At 47.9% G+C, this 24,580-nt stretch carries 24 protein-coding genes; 10 read left to right on the forward strand and 14 right to left on the reverse strand.

All coding sequences use genetic code 11. The features are described from left to right. Window positions 1-148 precede the first annotated feature (148 nt). From BLS15_RS03015 to BLS15_RS03025, 3 genes are all read right to left on the reverse strand, one after another. Complete coding sequence (locus BLS15_RS03015; protein ID WP_021254749.1) at window positions 149-841, reverse strand: YkyA family protein; 693 nt, start codon at window positions 839-841, stop codon at window positions 149-151. 23 nt (window positions 842-864) lie between these two features. After that, a complete protein-coding gene (locus BLS15_RS03020) occupies window positions 865-1,725 on the reverse strand; it encodes a polysaccharide deacetylase family protein (protein ID WP_021254750.1) in 861 nt (286 codons plus the stop codon). Window positions 1,726-2,125: 400 nt separating this feature from the next. Continuing rightward, window positions 2,126-4,273: a DNA topoisomerase III gene (locus BLS15_RS03025; RefSeq protein ID WP_021254751.1), complete on the reverse strand. Its 2,148-nt coding sequence runs from the start codon at window positions 4,271-4,273 to the stop codon at window positions 2,126-2,128. Between the two features lie 134 nt (window positions 4,274-4,407). Here BLS15_RS03025 and BLS15_RS03030 point away from each other — a divergent pair, with 134 nt between their 5' ends. The 5 genes from BLS15_RS03030 (at window position 4,408) to serS (ending at window position 8,969) form a co-directional block, all read left to right on the forward strand. Further along, window positions 4,408-5,139, forward strand: coding sequence for a TraX family protein (locus BLS15_RS03030; protein ID WP_090509807.1), 732 nt, complete (start codon window positions 4,408-4,410; stop codon window positions 5,137-5,139). A gap of 98 nt (window positions 5,140-5,237) precedes the next feature. Beyond that, the gene (locus BLS15_RS03035; RefSeq protein ID WP_021254753.1) at window positions 5,238-5,963 is read left to right on the forward strand and encodes a TraX family protein; all 726 of its coding nucleotides are present in this window, start codon (window positions 5,238-5,240) and stop codon (window positions 5,961-5,963) included. A gap of 423 nt (window positions 5,964-6,386) precedes the next feature. Continuing rightward, entirely contained in the window at window positions 6,387-6,866 is a 480-nt protein-coding gene (locus BLS15_RS03040; protein ID WP_021254754.1) for a glutathione peroxidase, read from the forward strand. A 21-nt stretch (window positions 6,867-6,887) separates the two neighbouring features. Next, the gene (locus BLS15_RS03045; protein ID WP_021254755.1) at window positions 6,888-7,364 is read left to right on the forward strand and encodes a MarR family winged helix-turn-helix transcriptional regulator; all 477 of its coding nucleotides are present in this window, start codon (window positions 6,888-6,890) and stop codon (window positions 7,362-7,364) included. A gap of 321 nt (window positions 7,365-7,685) precedes the next feature. Continuing rightward, the gene (gene serS / locus BLS15_RS03050; RefSeq protein ID WP_090509812.1) at window positions 7,686-8,969 is read left to right on the forward strand and encodes a serine--tRNA ligase; all 1,284 of its coding nucleotides are present in this window, start codon (window positions 7,686-7,688) and stop codon (window positions 8,967-8,969) included. Window positions 8,970-9,022: 53 nt separating this feature from the next. On the opposite strand, the gene BLS15_RS03055 is transcribed toward serS, so the two are convergent. The 3 genes from BLS15_RS03055 to BLS15_RS03065 form a co-directional block, all read right to left on the reverse strand. Next, window positions 9,023-9,541 (reverse strand): VanZ family protein, encoded by a 519-nt coding sequence (locus BLS15_RS03055; RefSeq protein ID WP_021254757.1) that lies wholly within the window; start codon window positions 9,539-9,541, stop codon window positions 9,023-9,025. A 13-nt stretch (window positions 9,542-9,554) separates the two neighbouring features. Continuing rightward, entirely contained in the window at window positions 9,555-10,520 is a 966-nt protein-coding gene (locus tag BLS15_RS03060) for a copper amine oxidase N-terminal domain-containing protein (RefSeq protein WP_065292833.1), read from the reverse strand. A 330-nt stretch (window positions 10,521-10,850) separates the two neighbouring features. Beyond that, entirely contained in the window at window positions 10,851-11,516 is a 666-nt protein-coding gene (locus BLS15_RS03065; RefSeq protein WP_090509815.1) for a tetratricopeptide repeat protein, read from the reverse strand. Between the two features lie 165 nt (window positions 11,517-11,681). Here BLS15_RS03065 and maa point away from each other — a divergent pair, with 165 nt between their 5' ends. Next, window positions 11,682-12,248 (forward strand): maltose O-acetyltransferase, encoded by a 567-nt coding sequence (gene maa, locus BLS15_RS03070; protein WP_021254760.1) that lies wholly within the window; start codon window positions 11,682-11,684, stop codon window positions 12,246-12,248. A 173-nt stretch (window positions 12,249-12,421) separates the two neighbouring features. Here maa and BLS15_RS03075 read toward each other — a convergent pair whose 3' ends face one another. Beyond that, entirely contained in the window at window positions 12,422-13,381 is a 960-nt protein-coding gene (locus tag BLS15_RS03075; RefSeq protein ID WP_021254761.1) for an MraY family glycosyltransferase, read from the reverse strand. A 248-nt stretch (window positions 13,382-13,629) separates the two neighbouring features. Here BLS15_RS03075 and BLS15_RS03080 point away from each other — a divergent pair, with 248 nt between their 5' ends. Next, entirely contained in the window at window positions 13,630-14,550 is a 921-nt protein-coding gene (locus BLS15_RS03080; RefSeq protein WP_090509820.1) for an aldo/keto reductase, read from the forward strand. A 256-nt stretch (window positions 14,551-14,806) separates the two neighbouring features. Next, a complete protein-coding gene (locus tag BLS15_RS03085) occupies window positions 14,807-15,433 on the forward strand; it encodes a nitroreductase family protein (protein ID WP_090509824.1) in 627 nt (208 codons plus the stop codon). 146 nt (window positions 15,434-15,579) lie between these two features. Here the strand turns inward: BLS15_RS03085 and pstA are convergent, their stop codons facing one another. The 7 genes from pstA to BLS15_RS03120 all read right to left on the reverse strand — a co-directional run bounded on the left by pstA (window position 15,580) and on the right by BLS15_RS03120 (window position 22,219). Further along, complete coding sequence (gene pstA, locus BLS15_RS03090; RefSeq protein WP_021254764.1) at window positions 15,580-16,461, reverse strand: phosphate ABC transporter permease PstA; 882 nt, start codon at window positions 16,459-16,461, stop codon at window positions 15,580-15,582. Continuing rightward, on the reverse strand, window positions 16,458-17,411 hold the full coding sequence (pstC, locus tag BLS15_RS03095) for a phosphate ABC transporter permease subunit PstC (RefSeq protein ID WP_090509827.1): 954 nt from the start codon (window positions 17,409-17,411) through the stop codon (window positions 16,458-16,460). The genes pstA and pstC overlap by 4 nt, the downstream gene beginning before the upstream one ends. An 82-nt stretch (window positions 17,412-17,493) precedes the next feature. Then, window positions 17,494-18,357, reverse strand: a complete 864-nt coding sequence (locus BLS15_RS03100; RefSeq protein WP_090509840.1) for a phosphate ABC transporter substrate-binding protein — start codon at window positions 18,355-18,357, stop codon at window positions 17,494-17,496. Window positions 18,358-18,383: 26 nt separating this feature from the next. Continuing rightward, the gene (locus tag BLS15_RS03105) at window positions 18,384-19,826 is read right to left on the reverse strand and encodes a stalk domain-containing protein (RefSeq protein WP_090509842.1); all 1,443 of its coding nucleotides are present in this window, start codon (window positions 19,824-19,826) and stop codon (window positions 18,384-18,386) included. A 289-nt stretch (window positions 19,827-20,115) separates the two neighbouring features. Then, window positions 20,116-20,829 carry a class I SAM-dependent methyltransferase gene (locus tag BLS15_RS03110; RefSeq protein WP_231515088.1) on the reverse strand — a complete coding sequence of 238 codons (714 nt, stop codon included), beginning with the start codon at window positions 20,827-20,829 and terminating at the stop codon, window positions 20,116-20,118. Between the two features lie 26 nt (window positions 20,830-20,855). Further along, window positions 20,856-21,485 carry an HXXEE domain-containing protein gene (locus tag BLS15_RS03115; RefSeq protein ID WP_021254769.1) on the reverse strand — a complete coding sequence of 210 codons (630 nt, stop codon included), beginning with the start codon at window positions 21,483-21,485 and terminating at the stop codon, window positions 20,856-20,858. Between the two features lie 128 nt (window positions 21,486-21,613). Continuing rightward, window positions 21,614-22,219, reverse strand: a complete 606-nt coding sequence (locus BLS15_RS03120) for a TetR/AcrR family transcriptional regulator (RefSeq protein WP_021254770.1) — start codon at window positions 22,217-22,219, stop codon at window positions 21,614-21,616. 257 nt (window positions 22,220-22,476) lie between these two features. On the opposite strand from BLS15_RS03120, the gene BLS15_RS03125 reads away from it, so the two are divergent. Together BLS15_RS03125 and BLS15_RS29910 are read left to right on the forward strand one after the other, a co-directional pair. Beyond that, entirely contained in the window at window positions 22,477-23,235 is a 759-nt protein-coding gene (locus tag BLS15_RS03125) for a DeoR/GlpR family DNA-binding transcription regulator (RefSeq protein WP_021254771.1), read from the forward strand. Between the two features lie 22 nt (window positions 23,236-23,257). Then, window positions 23,258-24,532, forward strand: a complete 1,275-nt coding sequence (locus tag BLS15_RS29910; RefSeq protein WP_021254772.1) for an NUDIX hydrolase N-terminal domain-containing protein — start codon at window positions 23,258-23,260, stop codon at window positions 24,530-24,532. Window positions 24,533-24,580 lie beyond the last annotated feature (48 nt).

The raw sequence follows: 24,580 nt of genomic DNA on the forward strand, positions 1-24,580 counted from the left end.
GTTTTTTCTATGTCCACTAAATGGGGTCTTGACCAGCAGTCTACCTGCTTCGGAACGGTCTTTTCTTTTCTAAACTATAAGGGTAATTCTCATATAACATTAGGCAGCTTCTTGCTGACTCGATATGCCCGGCTCCACTTCGTATCACTTACGAAGTTGCACCTTCGCCTTCTTTCTTCTCTGTGCCAGTTACTTGCATTCCTGCCTCTTTGTAGAATTCAGACTTCTTCGTATTGAACGATTTCGTATAGTCATTGAACTGGATCTTCAACTGCTCAACCTGACGATAAGCCTCATTGCGATCAGATACAGCCTTCGTAATCGTCTTCAGCTTCGTATCCTTCTGCTTCAGCTCGTTATACAAGGCTTGCTCTTGCTGAATCCATTTCCCATACTTCTCGTACATGGAAGTGAAGGTTTCGTAGCGCTTCACATATGCGTTATATGCCTCTGTTGCTTGCTTCTTCAAGCCTTCTTCCTTCAAATTGCTGATTGCGCCATCGAGCTCGCCCATCTTCTTGCGAGCGTCGTCCAGCATGCTCTTCAGTTGATCCATTGCCTGTGTCCGCTCTTCAAGCGACTTGCTCGAATTGTCGATCAGCGTCTGTACATTGCGATTGTCCTGCTTGCCCTGAGACAGGATGCTATTGTATTGCTTGCTATCCTTCGCTTCCAGCGTGCTTAGCGTCTTCACCGCTTCAGCAACGTCCGCTTCCGCTGCGGATGCTTTCTCGAAGCCTTCAAATATTTGTGTCGTCGGTGCAGCGCCGCATCCAGTCAAGCCAATGAGCAGAACGGATGCCAACGCGACAGCGGCGGTTAGCTTTTTCCAACTAGCCAATGTGTTAACCTCCTATCCCTATGCTACAATCGTTTGTCGTGATGGAAATTGCATACGAAATGCGCATTCGGGTCGTACACTTCGAACTCGTAGCCCTTGCTTTGAATGTAATCAATAATGGCTGGCAATGCATCTAAGGTCTGCTGACGATCATGAAGCAAAATAACTTCAACATCTTCCGTCAGACCTGCCTTTACTTGCTCTAGTACTCGATTTGGTTGGCCGATATATTTCCAATCCCAGGAGTCGAGTGTCCAATCCCACATTTTAAACCCTGCATCTGCGATATCCTTACGGAATGACTCACCAATTTGCGGAGCGCTGCCATATGGGGCACGAATCATCGTAGGCTTGAAGCCTGTCAATTCTTCAACGATTCCCTGCGCTTCCTTGAATTCATTAATGAAGTTCTGGGAGCCGCCGCTCTTGTACAGCTTCGCATAATCATGTGTCATACTGTGAAGTCCTGGGTAATGTCCATCTTTCATCATGCGCTTCACGGCATCCGGGTATTGTCTCATGTTATCGCCAAGCATAAAATAAGTAGCTTTAATATTATGCTTATCCAATAAGTCCATCATATCATTGGAATATTTGCTCGGCCCGTCGTCAAATGTCAAGTAAGCGACCTTGCGCGTTAAGCCGTTATACTCCTTCGGTGATTCCTTCTCTTGTGATACTTGTGCTGCTGTTCCAAATGGAACGACTTCTGTCACGATCAATTCGCTGCCAGATGCTGAGTCTGATCCGAGCAAGCTCTTCGCTCCAGCGTATATTCCGACGCCGACGGCGACAAGAAGCATGAGCAATACGGTGCGTCCAATTAACTTTTTGCGTTTTTTACGGCGACGGTTGCCGGCCGACACCACACCTCGATCCATCATTATCCTTATCCACTTCCTTCTAGCGACTTGTTTCGACAACTACTATAATATAAATCTACCATTAGGGCATTACAGAAACATTACAACTCACTATATTTTATCAAAAAATAGAGACAATGTTGTTACCATTTCAAGAAAATGGTTACAAGACTATGAAAAAGTTAACAAAAAGGCCCTCTGACCACGAAGAATCGGTACAGAGGGCCTATCTATGACAATGAAGCATATGCTCATATAGGTCATACGACCCTCCTAAGTCGCTTCATTTTACAAGTATGATGTCGCTGTTTACGGTTCAACACCATTTGCTATTGTTTGACTCAATTCGAAGTCCCACAGTAAACACAATGGTCTCTTTTATCTATTTCTGCTCTTGATGCTCTTGATGCTCTTGCAGCTTTTACTTCTCCTCCTGCTTCGCCATCGCTGCCTTCAGCAGATCACCTAGGCTGTTTCCGATTGACTCCTGCTTCTCGTATTTCTTAATCAAATTCCGTGTCTCATGCTTGCGCGCCTTGCCTCCGCCCTCTTCCAGCTTCTCTGTAATATTGCATGCGAGACATTGTACATACTTGCCTGCCTTGCCGATCTTGAACTCCATCTTCTTATGGCACTGCGGACAACGGCGATTCGATAGCTGCTTCTCGTCAGAGCGCTTATATTCGCAAGACTTGCTGGAACAGATAAGACGTGTTCCACGTTTCGACTTCCGTTCCATCAGACGCGAGCCGCATTCCGGGCAATGACGGTTCGTCAAATTATGCGGTTTGTACTCGGCGCTGCTCGTCTTCACTTCTTTGACCAACTGCTCGGTCATATCCCGAATCTGATTCATGAACGATGATGTGCGCGCTTCGCCGCGGGCAATGCGCTCCAATTCCCGTTCCCAACGTGCAGTAAGCTCCGGTGAACGCAGCTGTTCAGAGGTAAGGCGAATCAACTGCTCTCCCTTGCCAGTCGGTTGAAGTGAAGCTCCTTGGCGCTCAATCGTATCCGAAGATACCAGCTTCTCAATAATATCCGCACGAGTTGCTGGCGTACCAAGACCGTGCTTCTCCATCTGTGTCAGCAATGTCGCTTCCGTATAGCGTGCCGGCGGCTTGGTGCGGTCTCTGCGCGTCATGACCCGCTTGACTGCAAGCTTCTCCCCTTGCGTCAAGCTCGGGAGACGCTGATCCTTATTCCACGCCGATTGATTGTCGTGCTCTTGCTCCTCATTCGAGGACGCATCGTCCCAATCGCCTTCATAGGCTTGGCGCCAGCCGCTGTCCAGCATCGTGCGGCCCTTTGCAAATAGTCGTTCGCCGCCAATCTCGATGGTAACTGCAACTTGCTCGTACTTCGCTGCAGGCAGGAACAGTGCCAGATAACGCCGCGCGATCAGGTCGTACAGCTTGCGCTCATCTGTAGACAACGCTGACAACCGCAGCGGCTCATCAGTTGGAATGATCGCATGGTGATCCGTTACCTTGCTGTCGTCCACAATACGCTTCGTAACAGACAGACTGCCGCGCATGAGTGACTTCGCAACCGCGGCATATGGACCAATCGCCATCGCGCTCAATCGCTCCTTCAATGTACCGACCATATCTGAGGACAAGTACCGGCTGTCCGTTCGCGGATACGTGACGAGTTTATGCTGCTCATACAGACGCTGCAGTACATTCGAGGTTTGCTTGGCTGAGAATCCATAACGGCGGTTCGCATCCCGCTGCAGTTCCGTTAGGTCATAAGCGAGCGGGTGCGGCTCACTCTTCGTAGACTTCTTCAGTTCCGTCACGACCGCTTGCCGACCATTCTGCAGCTTGGCTGCTGTTGCCTGCGCCGACTGTTCGTTGAAGATGCGGCCATCTCCATTCGCACCGCGCCATACCGCTTCGAAACCGCCGCAATCGACGTGAATGGTGTCATACTCTTCAGAGCGGAAATTCTTGATCTCCTGTTCGCGTGACATCATCATCGCAAGCGTTGGCGTCTGTACACGACCTGCAGATAATGGAGTCTCGAACTTGCAGGTTAAGGCGCGTGTCACATTCAAGCCGATCAGCCAATCCGCTTCTGCCCGGCAGCGAGCAGACTCATACAGCCGATCGAATTGATTGCCTGGCTTCAGCTGGCGGAATCCTTCCTTAATCGCCTTATCCGTCTGCGACGAGATCCATAGGCGGCGGAACGGCTTGTTCCACTTCACCATTTCCATGACCCAGCGCGCCAAGAGTTCTCCTTCCCGGGCGGCATCTGTCGCAACGATCAGTTCCTTAATATCCTGTCGCTTACACAGCTGCTGAACAACCTTAAATTGATGAGACGACTCCCGTAGCACCTTTAGCTTCATTTTCTGCGGGATCATCGGTAAGTCTTCTAGATTCCATGTCTGATACTTCTTATCATAGTCTTCTGGCTCCGCCAATCCAACCAAATGGCCTAATGCCCATGTGACAACATAGTCAGGCCCTTCAAAATATTGTTTATGAGACGTGCGGCATCCAAGCACCCGGGCGATCTCACGACCGACCGACGGCTTCTCTGCAAGTACGAGTGATTTCATACATCCATTCCTTCCCTTCATTCTGCTGCCCCTATTATAGCATGACCTTCAACCGACTTCTGGCTTCTGATATGATAAGGGTGTTGTGTTTAGCAATTTGCATGGCATATGTAGGGAAAGGAGAAACTAAAGTTATGTCGTTCAACACTTTTCAGCTGAAGCTGCTTGCAGCCATGCTCATGACATTGGATCATATACAGGCATACTTTCCGGACTCCGTACCTCTCGCTTTTCATTGGCTCGGCCGCATATCAGCCCCCATCTTTTTCTTCCTGCTTATCGAAGGCTATACATACACCCGCAATCGGAAGCGTTATATGCTCCGTCTTGCTGCTGGAGCTGCCAGCATGGCTATCGGAAGCACATTGCTCCTCCAGTTGCTGCCCGGCGGCTCGATCCCGAACAATATTTTTCTATCAATGCTCGGGGCGCTAGTCCTACTGGCATCCTATGAATGGTCGCTGCATTCCGAATCCGGTGCTGCAGGATGGATGCTCTGTTGTGCGGTAGCCGCTGCTATGGTTGTTGGCGTCGAATTCAGCTGGCTAGCCGTATCCATGACCCTCGTGTTCTATTTGTTCCGTGGACGCAAGCAAGCGATGGCAATTGCATATATCGCCTCGTCTCTCGTGTTCACAGTCGGGCTCGATTTGTTCGATATGTTCATTTACGGTGAGACAGCGATGTGGGTCGAAGAATATAGCTTGTGGACCTATTCGCAGTGGATGATGGTATTCGCCATTATTCCCATTGGGTTATACAATCAGCGCCGCGGGTATCAGTCCATGTCGGCCAAATATGGATTCTATTTGTATTACCCGCTCCATATCTGGATCCTGTATGCAGGCAGTATTATGTTTGAATGAAGGAAATCTATGAGCCAACGCTGACTAGCTCCCATTCTACAGCGAATTAAGCTGGCATCTACGAACAACAACATCAGAATAGAATTGGAGGATTCAATGTGCGTTTGGATGGTTTCAAATTAAAACTGCTCGGCATGACGCTTATGCTACTTGACCATATGAAGCAGTTTCTGCCGGATATGCCTATATGGTTCGGATGGCTTGGCCGCATTGTCGCTCCGATCTTCTTCTACTTCATCGTAGAAGGCTTCTTCCACACACGGAACCGAGGCAAATACATGCTCCGCTTATTTACATGGGCGGTCATTACCAAACTTGGCAACACACTGCTTACACTCGCCCTTCCAAGTGAGTCTGTCAGCATCATGAACAATATCTTCTTATCCTTGCTGCTGGCGCTTCTTCTCCTAACTGCTATCGAATGGACGAAACAGACTCGCAACTATGCGCTAGGAACCCTGTACATCATTCTTGCTATTATGGGCGGATCAATTACAGAAGCATCCATACTTGGTGTGGCCATGACGCTGATCTTCTACCTGCTCCACGAGCGCAAGGAACAGATGGCATTCGCATATGTAATCGTGATGCTGCTTATATCCCTAGGCCTCGGATCGCTCGGCGTCCCGACTGAAGAAGTATTCACCTATGACAATTTATTTGTCCTGAACTACCAGTGGATGATGATATTCGCAATTATCCCGATACTGCTCTACAACGGAGCACGTGGTTATCATGCCAAATGGTCCAAGTATATGTTCTATGTATTCTATCCGGCGCATATTTGGATTCTATATACAATCGGAGTGCTCATTCGAGGATAAAGGGAGTGGGCTATCTCCTCCATAGTTATTGAACAGCATGGAGCGGAACTGCCCTGTTTCTGTTGAACGCTATTGGATGGGATAGAACGGACAAGGTAACGTTATGATTTTTCACCTAAATACGACAGCAACCTTCCATTTGGATAGCCTTTGAAAGCACAGCTATCTTGTGTGCAGTTGTTGCGGATGTACAATCAGAGGTACCACCACTCCTTTTGAATTGTACACAATTTAATTTTGCAAAATACAATTGCATCTATTCGTGTTCCATGCTATAACTATTACAACAACTATGCCACATTCCTTCCCTCACAGCTGTCACATGTTTGGCGTGACCGATTTGAAGGAATGAAGCGTGTATGTACGTGTAAACTGCCATTCATCATTTCATCTCAATGATGACAACAAAGGAGAGAACGAATAATGACTACGGTATATGATTATTCCGTTAAGAAGCCTAATGGAGAAGTAACATCGTTGGATAGCTATGAAGGTCATGTGATCCTTATCGTCAATACTGCCAGCAAATGCGGCTTCACCCCTCAATTTACTGAGCTTCAGCAATTGTATGATCAGTATAAGGACAAAGGGTTGGTCGTTCTCGGGTTCCCTTGTGACCAGTTCGGCAATCAAGAGTTTGGAGACATGAAGGAGACGATGGAGTTCTGCCAATTGAATTATGGCGTCAACTTCCCTATGTTTGCGAAGGTAGATGTGAAGGGCGACAATGCAGAACCGCTGTTCCAACACTTGGTAACAGAGAAGAAGGGGCTGCTGGGAAGCACTGATATTAAGTGGAACTTCACGAAGTTTCTCATCGACCGCAAGGGCATTGTCGTGAAGCGATACGCACCGCAGACGTCCCCATCTAAGCTGAAGGAAGATATAGAAGCCTTGCTGTAAGGCACAACAGGAGATGAAACCATGACTTCTAAGCCGGACAACACCATGCAGCCTAGCGACATGCTCAAGCTGGATCAACAGCTCTGCTTCGCCATCTACGCAGCATCCAAGGAAGTAACGAAGCTCTATCGGCCTATGCTGGAGAAGCTGGAGCTAACTTATCCACAATACATTACACTGCTTGCATTATGGGAGCAAGACAATGTCACCGTGAAGGAGCTTGGCCAGCAGCTGTTCCTCGACTCAGGAACATTGACACCTATGCTCAAGCGGATGGAGCAGCAACAGTTGATTGAGCGGAAGCGGGGCGCACAGGACGAGCGGCAAGTATTCATTACCTTAACGAATAAGGGACGTGACTTGAAGTCAGCTGCCAGCTGCATTCCAGCGGAGCTCGTCAGCAAAGCGGCTGGCGCCGATATTCCAGTTGACAGCTTGATGCGCAATCTTCAGGAGCTTACCGCTTATCTGCAAGCTATCAACCATGTGGGCGAATAGTGCGTTGACTTTTGGGAAAGATGCTATATAATGATATCAACAAATTAGATACGGTTATTCGCCAATGAAGAGCATCCAACTCGGAGGCGTTCTCGTCAAGGCGTCGGCTTGCCCGGCGTGCCCTAAGTGAACCGGCACCGCCCGTTACCGCGGAACCAAGAGGATCTTCAGCATGCTTCCGGTGTGCTATCTGCTTACTTGCAGCGCTGAAGATCAAGTTGGGTGGCACCGCGAGCTAGCGCTCCTCGTCCCAATCGGATGAGGAGCGCTATTTGTATTTCTATTCGTACAACATTACTCGCGGTAAAGGAGACGGTTCACATGCTAGATATGAAATGGGTTCGCAATCATCCAGAAGAGGTGCAGCTGGCAGCTCGGCAAAAAGGAATAGACTTCAATGTTCAGGAACTGCTTGCATGCGATCAGCTTCGCCGAGAGCTGCTGCAGAACACGGATGCCTTGCGACAGGATCGCAATACCCTGACCTCCCGGATCGCAGCAGCGATGCGTCTAGGAGAACAGCAGAACGAAGTTGACACATGGAAGGCGCAAGTACGCCAATGCAACGACAAGCTCGCACAATTCGAAGCGAAGCTAACCGAGGCCGAGCAACAGTTCAGCCGCCTACAGCTGCTGGTGCCGAACATCACATCTGCAGATACTCCGGTCGGCGCTTCGGATGAAGATAATATAGAAGTGCGGCAGGTCGGGGAAATCCCCAGCTTCGAATACCCACTGCTTGATCATGTCGAGCTTGGCGAGCAGTTGGGCCTCATCGATCTTCGCCGCGGGGTTAAGGTGGCAGGCTCTCGCGGCTACTATCTGAAAAATGCTGGACTGCTTCTTCATCGTGCTGTACAGCAGCTCGCACTCGACCTGCTCATGGATCATGGGTTCACTGTAATGGATGTTCCACTCATGGTTCGTCAGGACGCGCTCGTCGGTACCGGATTCTTCCCGCTTGGCGAGGATCAATGCTATGCCCTGCCGGAGGATGGCCTGTGGCTTGTCGGCACATCGGAAGTAAGCCTCGTCTCCTATTGCAGCAACGAAATTGTAGACGTCACCGAGCCGATTCGCATGGCTGGCGTATCTGCCTGCTTCCGGCGCGAGGTAGGCTCCGCGGGCCGAGATGTTCGCGGCCTATACCGCGTCCATCAATTTGCAAAGGTGGAGCAAGTCATCATTGCACCGAATGATGCCGAGCTGTCGAATCAGCTGTTGGAGGAAATGGTAGGCTACTCGGAAGCAATCCTGCAAGCGTTGGAGCTTCCTTACCGTGTAATGGCGGTATGTACCGGGGATATGTCGCAGAAGACGCATAAGCAATATGATATCGAGACATGGATGCCGTCACGTCATCAATTTGGAGAGACACATTCTGCCTCGAACTTGCTAGATTTCCAAGCTCGCCGCTGCAACATTCGCTATCGCGACGAAGCGGGAGATCTCCAATATTGTCATACGCTGAACAATACAGCAGTAGCCAGCCCACGCATTCTTATCCCACTGCTGGAGAATCATCAGCAGGCTGATGGATCCATTCGCATTCCAAAAGCCCTTCAGCCGTATATTCGTGGTATGGAAGTAATCAAGCCGCAATAAATTACAAGAAGGCCGCTGGAGATCATGCCTCCAGCGGCCTTGCTTCCTTAGCTTTATGGAAAATGCAGCCCTCTTCCCTTCCCCTTGCGGCGGCTGAACAAGCCTGCGATGAGGAACAACAGCACGACGAGCACAACCCCAATCGAGTCTACCGCCACGTCAATCGCATGTCCGGTTCGATTCGGGACGAAGCTCTGATGCCACTCATCGGATGCTGCATATGCTATAGAAATGACGGCGCCAATAACAATGGCCATCCAACGTTCCCATCTCATAGCGAGCAATGTTCGAATGACAAGAAAAGCTAATATCGCGTATTCCGTTACATGTGCTCCCTTGCGAATGAAAAACTCCACAAAATCATATGGCTGCTTCCAAGTCACCAAACCTCCATCATACGTAAACTCAATATGCGGCAGCCACTGCTCCAGTATCGGCAGCGGCAGCCAGGCCGCGAGAGTCGGCCGTAGATCTTGGTCTGCATACGTCTGGGAAGACTTATAGAAAATAAAAGCCATCCATGCTGCTGTGGCAACCAGCCACCATACCATTTTCTTATTCCGTACCTTCATGTGTACTCCTTCCTTACATGCGCTCCTCCAGAAGAGGTCGCACATCCGTCCGCTTCTCTCCTCGAATAGACATTACTGCATCGGCATTTGATCGCAGCTTCATCTTCACCTCGAACTTGCCAAGCTCCGTCGAACGGCCTTGCGCGTCTATTTTACCATATGTAACGAAATCCTCTACGGGGAAGGAATGACGGAAGTATACCATCGCTGAGCCGAAGTCTGGCTTGCTTCCGATTTCTTCAATAACCTTATCCGCAGTCGTACCCGTTCTCCCCTGCCATATGACCTCGGCCAATCCGTCCTCTGAAATCGCAATGATGCTTGTAACATCCTTAATATGATAGCGGTAGCGAAGCGCCTCCCCTTCTGGGAACACAATGTTCGCCTCGAAACCTTCTGACCGCGGCTTGATCTCCCGGTTCGGATAGACAAGCGGCAGACGCAGCGCTTCCTGTCGGGCTGTTTCCAGGTCTCCCGCCCGTATCAACTCGTCACGCTTCACCCGCTCCGGTGTGCGAATGATGGCGGCCCTCTTCTTCACATCCCATTTGACCTTGCCACCGAGCGCTTCACTAATGAATCGCAGCGGCACATAAGTATGGCCCTCTATTATTCGAACAGGGGCATCAAGCGCCACCTTTTTCCCATTTACCCATGCGATAGGCTGTTCCGCAACCAGCTTAATCGTACGTGATTTATCGGCAGAGTATACCCATACCGTTTTGGCAGCTGAATCCCATTTGTAGGTGATATCCTGCATGCCTTTATTGCCATCCTGAATGAAATAGCTATAATCATCAAATGCAAACAGCGGAACGACGATATGCTGCTGATCCCATCGCCACTCCGTTATATCGTATCCATTGAAGTACACCTTCGTCTGCTGCTTAGCGGATGGTGCTGCTTGTTCGGCCTGTGCCTGCATTGAGGAACCGAACCATACCAACATGCTTATCATGATGAGCAGCCACTTTCTCATATTCGTTCCGCTCCTTTCACAATCTTTACTTTCCTTAGGGATTCTACTTCTTTAGACATATCCCTGCTAGAAAAAGTTTCAAATTTCGACGAAAGACGAGGATAATGAGGCTCCAATCATTACTATGTTAGCAACATTTAATGTCTTGCAAGGAAGCATACAAATGAACAATCACTGTTCAATTTCTTCTGATGACCTAGCAATGATAGTATGCTTATGTCCTTCGAACGAACTCTGCATAGCACATCGCCAAAAAAGCTCTGTCATTCGACAGAGCTAGTTCGAACATAATTTGTTATTCATACCACTATCGTTCATGTGCCATGCTTGCTATTTCTTCATTGCACATCGCAGCATCCATTTGCGTTCCTTGCGCTTCATATATCGAGGCAGTCCCCGGTAAATATGGATGCCCTCTTCCCATGCCTTCTTCGCATCTTCCTTCTGCCCCATCTGCTCATACAACACACCAAGCCGATAGTAAGCTTCACAAGAGGAAGCGTGAATATCTTGAAAAGACTGCAAGTAAGCTACAGCCTTCGCCTTATCCGAATTGGAATATATCGCAGCAAGCCGCAAATAGGGCTGCCCGTATTTGACTCGGGGATTCAATTCTAATGCGCGAACAATAGCCGCTTCTCCCAATTCGTTGTTACCTGTATGTAAATAGCAGGTTCCTAGATCATCCCAATACTCTGCTGATTGCTCCATTCGCTCCTGCAATGGTTCGAGATATTCGCGTGCTTCACGATAGCGTTTGCGTTCCATCAGCAGCCTTGCTAGTTCATGCTTGGATGACACATCATGGGGATTCGCCACCAGCTGCTGCCGGAGCTTTGAAGTCCGACTCCATCTCTTAAGCGGTTGGAAGATGCTCGGGGATAATCCAATGAACTGCCGATCAACGAAGTATACAATCAACAGCAATACGATGATCGCAAGAAATGGGTTGCCAAGCAGCCATGTAAGCATACCGAAAGCTAGTAATTTACTCAACCTTGTTTCACACCCTCTACTAAGATGCAACTATCATACCATATTTTGGGATATCTAAAATAGAATAGATTCTCTTCCTTGCAAATGATGCTGTCACCATCGATAATAACGGTATTACACAACACCCCCTGCTTATTACAGGGATATGGCGAGGAGCTACACATGATGACCATACGTACAGAGAAAGAAAAAATGATAGCAGGCGACATGTATATGGCCGCAGATGAAGAGCTAGTTAGAGATCGTGAACAAGCGAGACGCCTAACCCGCATGTACAACCAAACGATCGAAACAGACTATAGCGAACGAACAGAAATACTTCAAAAGTTATTCGGTGCCGTTGGTGAAGGCGCATACATTGAACCTACCTTCCGCTGCGATTATGGCTATAACATTTATCTTGGCAAAGGATTCTATGCGAACTTCGACTGTGTAATGCTGGATGTATGCGAGATTCACATTGGGGACAACTGTTTCCTCGCACCAGGAGTTCATATCTATACGGCGACTCACCCATTGGATCCCATGGAGCGAATCTCCGGCGTTGAATTCGGCAAGCCAGTTACAATTGGAGATCGCGTATGGATTGGCGGTCGCGCGGTCATAAATCCAGGCGTCAATATCGGCAATAATGTTGTTGTGGCATCCGGTGCAGTGGTTACGAAGGATGTACCGGACAACGTTGTCGTTGCTGGCAACCCTGCACGAATTATTAAGCATATTGAAGTCTAGCACGACGATAGAACAGGCCCCGAACCAGTAAAGGTCGAGGCCTTCATTGCTTTGTAATGGGCCATATGAACGCTCCGATAAAGGATACCCCCTTACCAGCAAACCATTTGCTAAAATTGCAAAAAGAGCCTCTCCTGAACGGAAAGGCTCTCTGTCGTCATGTATGAATTGTCTTATACCTGAAGCAGCGTCAAAATAATGGACGTTAATCCGAAGCACAGATTAACTAAGCACAACACGGCCACAACCTGCTTCTGATTCAGACCGCCTGCCAGCAGCCGGTAATGAGCTTGTGTAGCATCGGCTTTGTAAACAGGCTGGCCATTCAGCATCCGACGAATGACAACGAATACGTTATCAAGAATCGGAACACCTAAAGCCAAAATCGGAATGAACAAGGACAATACGGTCGCCTGCTTGAAGGCACCATCCAAGGCAATTACGCCGAGAATAAAACCTAAGAACGTCGCACCTGCATCCCCCATAAACACCTTCGCCGGCGGCTTGTTAAATCGTAAATAGCCAATAGATGCTCCCACGAGAATAATGGCCATCATCGCAGATACATTCTGTCCTTGCGCAAGTGCTACTGCGAACAAAGTTCCACCTGATATCGCCGTTAATCCACCTGCCAGACCATCCATTCCATCCGAGAAGTTAATCACGGTTGTCACACCGAAGATCCACATAACGGTCAAAATGCACTGCAACCATGCTGGCAAGTTTACAAATTCATGCGTGAATGGGTTCGTAAAGCCTTCGAAGGTGATCCCTGATAGATACACGATAACTGCCGCGCATATTTGTACGAGCAGCTTCGGCAGTGCTGGGAACTCCTTGCCATGCGTCTTGTACCAGTCATCAACGGTGCCGATTGCCAGAATCAACAACCCGCCGCTAATAATCGCGATGGACTCGATCGCAGAATTCCGGACAAAAATAACATAGGATACAATAAATGCGATAAAAATGGCAATGCTCGCCGTAAGCGGGATCGGCTCCCGATGAATTTTCCGTTCATTGTCCGGCATAGGCTTGTCCACAAAATCAATGCGGAATGCAAGCTTGCGCAGTGGAGGTATCAAAAACATCACGATACATGAAGAGATCAGAAAAGCTAATAAATAATACATACCTTCCTCCTGTAATCATGCGTTAATCAGATATAATCAGTCTTACTGAAACATACTTTGCAACTATAACTCATATTATCACGAATAATAGCGGATATTGAAATTAAATTTTTTTTATCTAGGTTCTGTCACACCGAAGCCTCCCGTTTATAGGCTAGCACAGCTTCCTATGCTATCATTACGGTAAGCAGCATACACATCAACCATAAAGTCAATAGGTGAAAAATATAGAAAGGTGTGAGTCTTCTATGCAATATCGCAAACTGGGCAAGACAGGAATGAAGGTGTCGGTTATCGGCGTAGGTACTTGGCAATTCGGCGGGGAATGGGGACATGATTATACCCAATCAGAAGTTGATCGTATCCTACATAAAGCGAAAGATCTTGGCATTAACTTCATCGACACGGCTGAATGCTACGGAGACCACTTGTCTGAATCATTCATTGGGGATTACTTAAGCCGGGACAACCGCGAGGATTGGGTCGTGGCAACGAAGTTCGGCCATCATTTCCATTCCCACTTGAATCGGACGAATCAATATGGCGCACCAGAAGTATTGAAGCAGCTTGATGATTCCTTGCGTGCACTCAAGACTGAGTACATCGATTTATACCAATTCCATTCGGGCGATGACGAGGCATTCAACAATGACTCGCTCTGGACCATGCTGGACAAGCAGAAGGAAGCGGGTAAAATTCGTCATATCGGTCTATCCTTGAACAAAAGCAACAGTATGCATCAGACTACCAATGCAGCCGATATAGGCGCAAGCGTCATTCAAGTCGTCTATAACCGACTTGATCGAGGCCCCGAGCAGGATGTGTTCCCTTCCTGCACTCATCAGAACCTAGGCGTTCTTGCACGTGTTCCACTCGCTAGCGGCTTGTTAAGCGGCAAATACAAGCCAGGCACATCCTTCGCCGACAATGATGTGCGGCATCGTCATGAGCAACAGTTCATTGATGACCGTCTGCAGCAAGCCGAGCACATTCGCCAGACCGAGGTACCAGAAGGAGCAAGCTTAGCAGAGTGGGCGCTCGCTTGGTGCTTGCGTCATGATGCGGTTACAAGCGTCATTCCAGGCTGCAAGAACGAAGCCCAAGTCGAGGCCAATGCGAGAGCTGCACGACTCGTAACTGCGGATCATCCGCAGCTCTGGCAGAACTAATTCCGCCAATATCCTACTATCCGCATCTGCGAATAGTGCAGTATCAATAGACGAGAGGCTTACATGCCTCTCGTTTTTTGCGCATTAAGATGTGCCTCTCTTCACTTTCTACAGCTTGCCGATGTTCAGGCAGTTCAACAAAATGTGTGATATTTTTAATATTTTTTCGTAAATTACTTACTTTATTATAGTTAATATGATATGATCTTTTTACTACTAATTTAACGGATGATAAATGAACCAGGAGATGATACATATGCACGATGTAGAAACGATCGTTAAACAAAGACGTTCCGCGAACAAGTTCTTGAAGGATGTCGAAATCTCGGAACAGGAACTTACCGAAATGTTCTCGCTCACGAAGTTCGCTCCATCCGCCTTCAATCTGCAGCATACACATTATGTGGCAGTTACGGATAAAGACAAAATGAATATGCTGTACGAGGCTGCATTCAAACAATATAAAGTGTTGACCGCATCGGCTGTCATAGTTGTACTCGGTGATATGGATGCCTATAAGCATGTTGCCGCCATGAATGAGGGGCTGCTCAATCTTGGTGTCATCAGCCAACAGGAATACGATCAAATCGTAAGCAGTACGACGGACTTCTATCTTAATCGCGGGGAATCCTTCCGTCACGAAGATGCCGTACGCAATGCCAGCCTCTCTGCCATGCAGTTCATGCTGATTGCCAAGGATAAGGGCTGGGACACTTGCCCGATGATTGGCTATGATCCGGATAAGGTTCGCAGTGCGCTCAACGTCCCTGATCATCTCGTCCCCGTTATGATGATCACCATTGGCAAGGAGGATACGTCCAGCCAGCGTCCACGCGGATATCGCAAGCCTGTTCACGAATTCGTTACGTTCCAATCTTTCTAAGCTTCTTAATCCATAATGAAGAAAGCTTCCCGAAACAAGCCGTCTGGGAAGCTTTTTTAGGTTTGCGATTGTTGTGGACGACCAGCACGATAACAATCCCATGCAGGAGAGCCTATTGGCTCTTCCACATGGGATGATGAATGGACTTACTTTTTCAATTTGCGATTATTGAACCAGAGTGGAATGCGGAACACGAGATTGATGAATAAGACGACGAAGACGAGCACCGCTGCTGCCTTATCGGCAATCTGACTAGCATCCTCTACAATTGCCTCGGATTGTACATACCAGAGATGAACGGCAAGTGTTTCGCCCGGGGAGAACAGATTGAAGTCCCACATTTCTCCGGAAGTACTCAAGCCCGCAGTAAGAATAATAACCGCTGATTCACCGAATGCACGACCTGCTACCAAGCATATGCCTGTAATAATCGCTTGAAGTGCTACAGGAAGAACTACTGTACGAATCGTCTGGAACTTCGTTGTGCCAAGTGCATAGGCTGCATTGCGCAGATCAACCGGCACATCGCGGATCGCTTCTTCCGTAACACGGCACAGCATAGGCAGGTTAAGGAATGCCAAGCTTACTGCCCCGCCTAGTATTGTAAGTCCAATCTGGAAGTACTCTGCAAAGATTGCGAGTCCAAGCAAGCCGAACACAATCGAAGGAACGGATGATAAGGATTCCACACACATGCGAAGTCCTTCTGTAAAGCGATTTGCAGGCGCATATTCCGCCATATAGATACCCGCCCCAACACCAATTGGTACGGAGATTAGCAAGGACAAGATCAAGATGTAGAACGAGTTGAACAATACAGTGCCGATACCGCCCCCCGCATCCATCTCTTCCGGAACCTTCATTAAGAATTCCAAGGTGATGCCTGGCAGCCCCTTGCTCAATATGGTGTACAGCAGCCAGAAGATCAGCATCAGCACCGCTATTCCTAACGCATAGAACAGCCCTGTAGCCACCTGATTGTACAGCTTTGCGCGATTGTTTTGGCCGCTTGCTGTGAATGAACTCATGCGCGAGCGCCCCCTCTCTTGCTAATGAAACGAATAACGACAATCAGCAGGAAGGAGATGAGCAGAAGCAGGAATGCCATCATATGAAGCGCGTAGTTCCATGTTGAATCGAACTCCACGTTCGAGATTTGCATGACGATGTTGCTCGTAAGAACCGCAGTTGGCGTGAACAACGAATCGGCAAGCTGTGCCGTATTCCCGATAACCATAACAACGGCCATCGTTTCTCCAATTGCACGGGTCATACCCAGAATAATTGCTGCAACAATCCCTCGCTTCGCAGCCGGGAGTACAACTCTCATAATGACCTGCAAGCGGGTGGAGCCTAGCGCATAAGCCGCTTCCCGATATTTCTTCGGTACGGCTGCAATGGCTTCGTCACTGACCCGACATATTGTCGGCAATATCATAAGGGATAGAACGAGTGCAGCTGCCAGCAAGCCGTCTCCCAAGTTCTCCCCTGTCCATTCACGAATAAGTGGTATTAAAACTGTCAATCCAAGATAACCATATACAATGGAAGGAATCCCAACCAGCAAGTCGAGCACTGGTCGAACGAACCTCTTGAACCACATTGGAGAAATCTCCACAAGCAGAACGGCCATGCCAACAGAAATCGGAACGGCAATCAGCAGTGTAAGCCCTGTTAACAGCAATGTATTGATAATAAATGCACCGGCCCCGAATTTCCCGTCTTCCGGCGTCCAATCAAGTGATAAAAAGAAGTCTGATAGAGAAATGTCACGGAAGGTCAATATTCCCGTCTTCCCAATAAAGAAGATGACCAGACCGAGTACCACACATAAGGCTAGAATGCACATCAGAAATAAGTATTGGAACAGGCGGTTCGTAAACCGTACGCGAGCATATCGGTCGAACTTGCCTTTCTTCGTTGTCGAAAGGATGTTGGCTCCGCTAAGCGGTGCTAATTCTTGAACAGGCGTGCTCATTCTCGTTCCCCCATAGAACAACCAGCCCCCGACTTCCTGAGGGCTGGCCGTGAATGAAATCTCTTACAGCGAATCGTTCAACTTACTTCATTGCGGAAATTGGAATGAATTTCAATTTTTTCAACGAACCTTGTTGGAACTTCGCGCTTTGAATGTACTCAATGAATGCTTTTGTAGCGCCAGTTGGTTGACCTTTTGTCATGTAGTAGCCATATGCCCATACAGGGTACTTGCCATTGATTACGTTGTCCGAGGAAGCTTCTACGCCGTTGAATTTAACAGCTTTCACATCGCTGTTCACGTATACAAGGTCGATGTAGCCGATTGCGTTAGGCGTTGTTGCAACAGCTGTCTTCATGTCGCCGCTGGAACCAACTTCTTTGTAGTTGTCTTTCTTCTTCGTAATGTCGCCGCCATCCAATGCTTTCAATTGGTAGTTAACGCGCGTACCGGAACCGAAGGAACGAGTGATAACTACGATATCCGCGTTATCGCCGCCAACATCTTTCCAGTTCGTAATTTTGCCGGAGTAGATGCCTTTCAACTGTTCAGTTGTCAGGTTGTCTACCTTTACGTTTTTGTTCACGATTGTCGCGAATGGAATTACCGCTACTTTGTGAGCCACTTGACCTTCGAATGCTTTGAAGCCTGGAACGTCCATGCTTGCATCCCAGTCGCATGCGCCGATTTCAGCGATGCCTTTCTTAACAGCTTGTGGACCAGTGATAGAGCCTTTACCGGAAGCTGCAACTTTCACTTTTGGATGCAGCTTCTGGAACTCCTTCGCTGCTTGCAATGTCATTGGCAGCAATGCCGTTGAACCATTAATTGTTACTTTGCCTTTCAATTCGTCCTTAGCCAGAGCTGTAGACGCTCCTCCAAAAGCTGAAGATACAAGGAATAAAGATGCGAGAATTGCCAAAGATGCGATTTTTAATTTTCTCATTGTTAATGCTCTCCCTTCGGAACTGTTTATTTCGTTAACGTAACCGCTTGATTATTAGCTACCAATTTCACTTGTCCATCCTCGATAACCGCAACTTGAGAACCGTCTGCGGAAGGGAATACTTCAGTAATCGTACCTTCAGTTGTATACAGCTTCGACTTGGAGCCATCTGCCTTCACCACATAGATGCTCGACTTGCCGTCTTTCTCTGTTGCAGCGATAATCAATTGGCCCTTCGCAGAAATAACAGCAACGGATACATCTACATCAGCTACGAGATCCGATACCTTCTTCTCCTTCGCTTGAACAACCTTCAATACGCTGTTCTCAACCTTACCCTCTGTATCACCACTCACATAGACAGCTCTTCCGTCTGGCAGCAGGTTCGGATACAGCTTGTTGTCCGACGTAGTTGTCAGCTGAACCGGCTTCGCATCCTTCGCAGTCAGATCTAGTGTGAACAACTGGGAGCCTGCTCCGGAGAAGTCGATGGATAAGGAGTCTTCTGTGCTATCCTTGTCATTTTTCGCTACGCCTGTAATGTTAACTGCGTACAGAACCGTCTTGTCATCTGCCGACAGGCGGATGTCCGACTTGTTTTCTACTTTATCAGCCAGCACGCTTGTAATCTTGCCGCTGTCTACGTTCACGTAAGCGATTTTCTCTTGCTTGTCCCCTTGTACAAAGTACACTCTTTTACCGTCTGCGGACCATGTCAGATCGGTCTTTACGGAAGTATCTTTACCAATTGCTTGTGCAGTTCCAAGGCTCAGATCCATCAAGTACAATTGACTGGACTCATTCGTAAATACGCCCCACTTCAGGTCAGGCGATACTGCTGTGTTTGCTGCGTTCTCATTAGAAGTCAATGCATCGTATATCCGGTATGTAGAATTCCATTTATACAATTGAACCGTTCCATCAGATTCGCGAGCCGCTATCACTTCACCGTTGCTGTTCACGCGCGGGGAGCTGAAATCTCCCTCGAGAGGCCTCACACTAACAACATCCAGCTTGCTGCCGGAACCAGATACTTCTCCGCCAAGTGCTTCAACAAGTGCGTTAAGCTCCGCGTAGATCACACCTTTTTGCTCTAACGGTGCAACTGAGAAGTTCTTCGTAGCGCCATCAACTTCATAAGCGCCCGAGTTCAATCGAACCGTAATCGTCTGCGCTGGGTTGCCACCAACGAGTGTAATTCCGCTCTTGCTTTCTTGGATATCTGCGCCAAAAATATTGGCGATGTCGCGAACGGAGTACAATACCGTTCCTTTGACATTCAGTGTGCGAATATTGCTGCTTACACCATCAACCCCGATTGACAGATTGGATGCTTTTGCTGCTTCCTTCGTCACTGCTGCGATGCTTACTTGCCCTTTGTTTGCTTCCGCTGCGCTGACAGCACTAGTAGAAATGATCGTAGATAGTGCGAGCGACGTTGCGATGACCGTTAACATGTTACGATTCATGTCTTCACCCTTTTCTCATGGCAATAGGTAATGCAATAGGCTTCTGGAAGTATTTTCACATACGAATGTTAACGGGAATCGTGAGTAATATTTTGGAATTGTAAATTTTCGGATTTACGCAAACAAAAAAAAAAGCAGCCCTGATTACCCAAGGCCGCCTGCTCCGAATTCTCACATTTTTCGTTCACTCTACATACATTGCCTGCAGTTCGCTCTCTCTGCCAGATTTACACCTAATCCCTTATTCATTAATCCATTGATAGAACCATATCTCGAGTTCATCGTGTCGCTACTTCTTCTTGATGTACAGCATTGTATTGCCGCCGCGCATGAATTCATAAGGAACCGTACGTTCCTGTACCTCACAGCCAAGATGCTTGGCCTGCTCGATCACGATGTCTACTTGAGGTGGCCGCTTCCCTGCCAAGTCAATCAACGGGAAAATTCGTACTTCCTCCTTCGCTACACGAAGCAGCTCAACGAGCGTATTGCGGTGAAACGCTTCATCCAGCCGATCTCCGTACATGAAGAGGAAATGTGCGGAGAGAACCACATCAAACTCTCCGTCCTCGAAAGGGAGAGACGGAAGAGTCGCATGAACATACCGATGCGGTTCTTCTCTTCGATGTACTGAGCAGTCCCGCAATGCTTGCAAACGATGGGCTCGCAAGCCGTCGATATCACCGAAGAACCCCCACTCGTATTGTTCAGCAGCTTGCGCCATCTGCTCCATCGCATGCGCTACATCATGTATTCCCTTCCGCTGCAAATCATCAGCAGCATATTCATATGCGATGTCGCATGCCATAACATCAATCCCTTGACGAACTGCCGCTGCGGTGAAGGAACAAGCCCCTGATGGACAGTCTAGTATGCGCTTCCCTTGCAGATCTTCGATGTTCAAGTCGAACATGCTGATATATTCATCGTAGGTTCGCCCGATAAATACGATACGCTCCAAATCAAGCTTCATAGCTCTGTCATTCTGTTCAATCCCTGGCATCTTCATCTCTCCCACCTTTTATTCATTTACATCTGCTTGGAATAGGGGCCTAATTGATTCGCCGTAAAGCGATATGGGGAGTTCGGATTCTTGAGCCACATATTCCCCTTAACGATCAAGATATATACGGCAGCAAGGAAGTAAGCCGTCCCAATGATCCAATCGGATGTATGGACAATTCCTGTCGTTGTAATATGAAAAACATACCAGCACCCGACAGGGATGTGCAAGACTAACACAGAGAAGAGTCCGGGATTGTAGAGAGATCGTGCCTTACTATTTGCGAAAATACCATGCCAGATTAATTGAAAGAACCCCATGAACATGGGAGCGAGACCAAGCCATATCACTTCAGGGAACAAGACGGGCAGCAAATAAAACCCATAAGCAATAATCAGGTTAATAATCATAGCCGAATGCGGGTTCAGCGGATAATTGTGAGGATGCTTGCTCTTGAATAGAACTGCATTGAACAAGCCCCCGAAGTATCCGGGCCACCGATATTCTTCGAATTGGTGAACCAGAATTGCCACGAAGCTCAACCACAGCATCACCGTGATGTCAGGAATCACAGTTCCTCTTACCAACAAATAGATACACACCATGACAGCAACAACCATTCCAAGATCCTGCCAATACTTTCTGAGAACATCCATCTCGATTGCCTCCTATTCGCAGGGACACAGCCTCTGCATGTGTAATGGACTTCATCATCATTACAAGGTTGCTAGGTTCAAGAACGAGTTACTTCAGGAATGGCATCATTCGAGCAAATGCAAAAAATTCATGATTGTAATCTTGAATCTCGATGGAAATAGCGTGCAAACAACAAGTCAATCTGTGCTTCGACAGACGCAACTGCCACTCCCGTACCCGATTCAAGCAGAGGCTTCATTAAAACAGGGAGAAACACGGCACCGAATAGCTGCATCATCATCATTGTTAATCCTTCATGATTGTCCTCGCGCGTAATCTCTTGAATTGTACGCTGAACTTTGTCAAAGCCGACAGCTTGCAGAAATTGTCCATACTCTTGCTGAGAGGCAAACATGGCAGAGCCAGCAGTTATTGTACGTGAGATAATCGCTGGATATTGTTGAATGACCTGTACATATTGAATCAGGAACAAACGCAGTCGTTGCAGAGGCTCTATGCTGCGATCATCAAGAACGTTGAACGAGCTGCGGAATCCCGATAACAATATTTTAATCGCCTCATTGATCAGAGCATCCTTCGATCCGAAGTAGTAATTGATTAGTGCGATGTTCGTGTTGGAGCGCGACGCTACTTTGCGAATCGTAATCTGCTCAAATTCTTCCTCCTTGATCATATCCAGGGTCGCATTCAAGATCTTCTCCTTCGTCTCTAGCGACTTATCAGGTTGCTTCATTCCTAATCCCTCCCGCACATAATTTAAACAATGATTTAAACAATGTTTAAATCATTGTTTAACCATATACTACCACTCCTGTTTTATCCAATCAACCCTAATTTGATCCATCCTTCACATTCGCGTCTTCAGATGTGTGTCCTCGTTGCATATCTACGTTTTTCACATAAAATAGAGCTTATATTTATGCGAAATACTTATATCTACTTGAAATATTACTTACATATACTTAATATTAGAAGTATGAGGTGGAGAATATGTATCAAGAAGAGCGCCTTCTGCGCATATTAACGCATTTAGAAGAGCAAGACACGATGACTGTCGGAGAAATCTGCGCGATGTTCGACATTTCCAGAGATACGGCAAGGCGTGACATCGTGAAGCTGACAGAAAGCGGTGCCGTAACACGTACCCATGGAGGAATTACGCTCCCCCGGCTGGAACAGAAGATTGAAGCCTATGCTGCTCGACTGCATAATGAACCAGACGGCAAGATGCGCATCGGACGCCATGCCGCTAAGCTTGTTCAAGATCACGACATGATCTTTCTGGACGTATCGACCACAGTGCAGTGCATCATACCGCATCTAAAGCCTGCTCACGCAACCGCCGTGACCCATTCGATTGATAATGCTTGTATGTTGGCTGAGCAAGCCACGATACAGACCCATCTATTAGGAGGCATCGTGCAGCCGAAGACAAGACATTTATCTGGCTACTCGACACTAGATAAGCTGCGTGATTTTCAATTCGATAAGGCGTTCTTAGGCGCAGCAGGCATCTCGGAAGCAGGCATTTATTATCATTATGAAGAAGACATATATATGAAGAGAGAAATTGTTAGCCGTTCAAGACAGACAATCGTACTTGCGGATTATACGAAGCTCGGACATACCCATTACTATCGGGGGCTATCCTTGTCCGACATCGATATTCTCATTACGAACCAGCCACTGTCGCCTGAGCTAGCCAATGCGATGAAGGCCAATCATGTGCAAGTGATCATAATCTCTTAACCCATCAAGGAGGATGAATGCAATGATACGAGCCGTTTTGTTTGACTTTGACGGGACACTAGCTGATACCCTTCCATTGACACTTCATGTGTTCCAAGACATATTCAAGCGATATGACAATCGAATGGTATCGAAGGAGCAAATTATTGCGATGTTCGGCCCGACGGAAGAGGGCATATTGACTGCAAATATGAAATATAGAGGTCTATTGCCTTCCGCCATCGAAGAATATTTTGAACTGTACCGCAATTGGCATCCCAGCCTTGTACATGCTTCACCAGCAATTATTCAGATGCTGCAGCATTTGAAGGAGCATGGCATATCGATCGGCATTATTACTGGCAAAGGGCGGCGAGCGTATGAGATTTCCAGTGAAGCGCTCGGCTTGACTAAGTATGTGGATATCGCCATCACAGGCGATGAAGTAACGAGGCCGAAGCCCGATCCTGAAGGCATTCACGCGGCGCTGGACGCATTACATATTCGCGCCGACGAAGCGATATGGATCGGTGACAGCAACGCTGATATTCAAGCCGGCCTTGCCGCTAACGTGCATACGATAGGAGCTAAATGGTTCGATACTGTTCAGTCCGCCACATTCGAGACAGCTCCACATGACATCTACTCGAAGCCGGCAGAGCTTATCGAACTGATTGAACAATCGATAGAGAACCCAGCTCTCGATTGGAGACAGCTGCATTGGGCCAAGCGGATACAAGCTCTCGCACAGATCGGCTTAACGTACACAGAAAACGCTTACGACCGCGAGCGGTATGAAGAATTGCGCGACATTAGTGTCGATATGATGGCTAACTGCGCTGAAGCAGATAAGGAACAAATCCGGCTATCCTTCGCAAGCGACACAGGTTACGCAACGCCGAAGGTAGATGTCCGGGGTGTCATCTTCCGTGATGGGGAGCTTCTGCTCGTCAAAGAAAAGGCCGATGGAGCATGGTCACTTCCCGGCGGATGGGCAGATATCGGCTTCTCTCCATCTGAGGTTGTTGTGAAGGAAATCCAAGAGGAATCCGGCTTCCAAGCAAGAGCCATCCGACTGCTTGCCGTGCTAGATAAGCGGTTCCACCAGCACCCGCCAGAACCGTTTCATGTGTATAAATTATTCATCTTGTGTGACATTATCGGAGGGGAAGCTGCCAGTGGCACAGAAACGAGCGAGGTAGGCTTCTTCTCCGAACATGCGCTGCCGACATTGTCGGCTGAACGCAATACAGAAGCGCAGCTGCGCTTAATGTTCCAGTTGTACCACCATCCCGATCAATCCGTGATCCTGGACTAAGCAGCTTATCCATTCTCTGTTCCTGTACCTGAGACGCTTCCTATGCTA

It is taken from the genome of Paenibacillus sp. cl6col, from assembly GCF_900102125.1.
In the GTDB taxonomy this organism is placed as follows: domain Bacteria; phylum Bacillota; class Bacilli; order Paenibacillales; family Paenibacillaceae; genus Paenibacillus_B; species Paenibacillus_B suaedae.

Excerpts from the sequence above, each read along its gene's own strand:
- maa (WP_021254760.1), top strand. The coding sequence starts at position 11,682 with ATGACCATACGTACAGAGAAAGAAAAAATGATAGCAGGCGACATGTAT.
- BLS15_RS03125 (WP_021254771.1), top strand. The coding sequence starts at position 22,477 with ATGTATCAAGAAGAGCGCCTTCTGCGCATATTAACGCATTTAGAAGAG.
- BLS15_RS29910 (WP_021254772.1), top strand. The coding sequence starts at position 23,258 with ATGATACGAGCCGTTTTGTTTGACTTTGACGGGACACTAGCTGATACC.
- BLS15_RS03055 (WP_021254757.1), bottom strand. The coding sequence starts at position 9,541 with ATGAAGGTACGGAATAAGAAAATGGTATGGTGGCTGGTTGCCACAGCA.
- BLS15_RS03030 (WP_090509807.1), top strand. The coding sequence starts at position 4,408 with ATGTCGTTCAACACTTTTCAGCTGAAGCTGCTTGCAGCCATGCTCATG.
- BLS15_RS03060 (WP_065292833.1), bottom strand. The coding sequence starts at position 10,520 with ATGAGAAAGTGGCTGCTCATCATGATAAGCATGTTGGTATGGTTCGGT.
- BLS15_RS03025 (WP_021254751.1), bottom strand. The coding sequence starts at position 4,273 with ATGAAATCACTCGTACTTGCAGAGAAGCCGTCGGTCGGTCGTGAGATC.
- BLS15_RS03075 (WP_021254761.1), bottom strand. The coding sequence starts at position 13,381 with ATGTATTATTTATTAGCTTTTCTGATCTCTTCATGTATCGTGATGTTT.
- pstA (WP_021254764.1), bottom strand. The coding sequence starts at position 16,461 with ATGAGTTCATTCACAGCAAGCGGCCAAAACAATCGCGCAAAGCTGTAC.
- BLS15_RS03100 (WP_090509840.1), bottom strand. The coding sequence starts at position 18,357 with ATGAGAAAATTAAAAATCGCATCTTTGGCAATTCTCGCATCTTTATTC.
- BLS15_RS03080 (WP_090509820.1), top strand. The coding sequence starts at position 13,630 with ATGCAATATCGCAAACTGGGCAAGACAGGAATGAAGGTGTCGGTTATC.
- BLS15_RS03085 (WP_090509824.1), top strand. The coding sequence starts at position 14,807 with ATGCACGATGTAGAAACGATCGTTAAACAAAGACGTTCCGCGAACAAG.
- BLS15_RS03115 (WP_021254769.1), bottom strand. The coding sequence starts at position 21,485 with ATGGATGTTCTCAGAAAGTATTGGCAGGATCTTGGAATGGTTGTTGCT.
- BLS15_RS03020 (WP_021254750.1), bottom strand. The coding sequence starts at position 1,725 with ATGATGGATCGAGGTGTGGTGTCGGCCGGCAACCGTCGCCGTAAAAAA.
- BLS15_RS03045 (WP_021254755.1), top strand. The coding sequence starts at position 6,888 with ATGACTTCTAAGCCGGACAACACCATGCAGCCTAGCGACATGCTCAAG.
- serS (WP_090509812.1), top strand. The coding sequence starts at position 7,686 with ATGCTAGATATGAAATGGGTTCGCAATCATCCAGAAGAGGTGCAGCTG.
- BLS15_RS03110 (WP_231515088.1), bottom strand. The coding sequence starts at position 20,829 with ATGCCAGGGATTGAACAGAATGACAGAGCTATGAAGCTTGATTTGGAG.
- BLS15_RS03120 (WP_021254770.1), bottom strand. The coding sequence starts at position 22,219 with ATGAAGCAACCTGATAAGTCGCTAGAGACGAAGGAGAAGATCTTGAAT.
- pstC (WP_090509827.1), bottom strand. The coding sequence starts at position 17,411 with ATGAGCACGCCTGTTCAAGAATTAGCACCGCTTAGCGGAGCCAACATC.
- BLS15_RS03105 (WP_090509842.1), bottom strand. The coding sequence starts at position 19,826 with ATGAATCGTAACATGTTAACGGTCATCGCAACGTCGCTCGCACTATCT.
- BLS15_RS03040 (WP_021254754.1), top strand. The coding sequence starts at position 6,387 with ATGACTACGGTATATGATTATTCCGTTAAGAAGCCTAATGGAGAAGTA.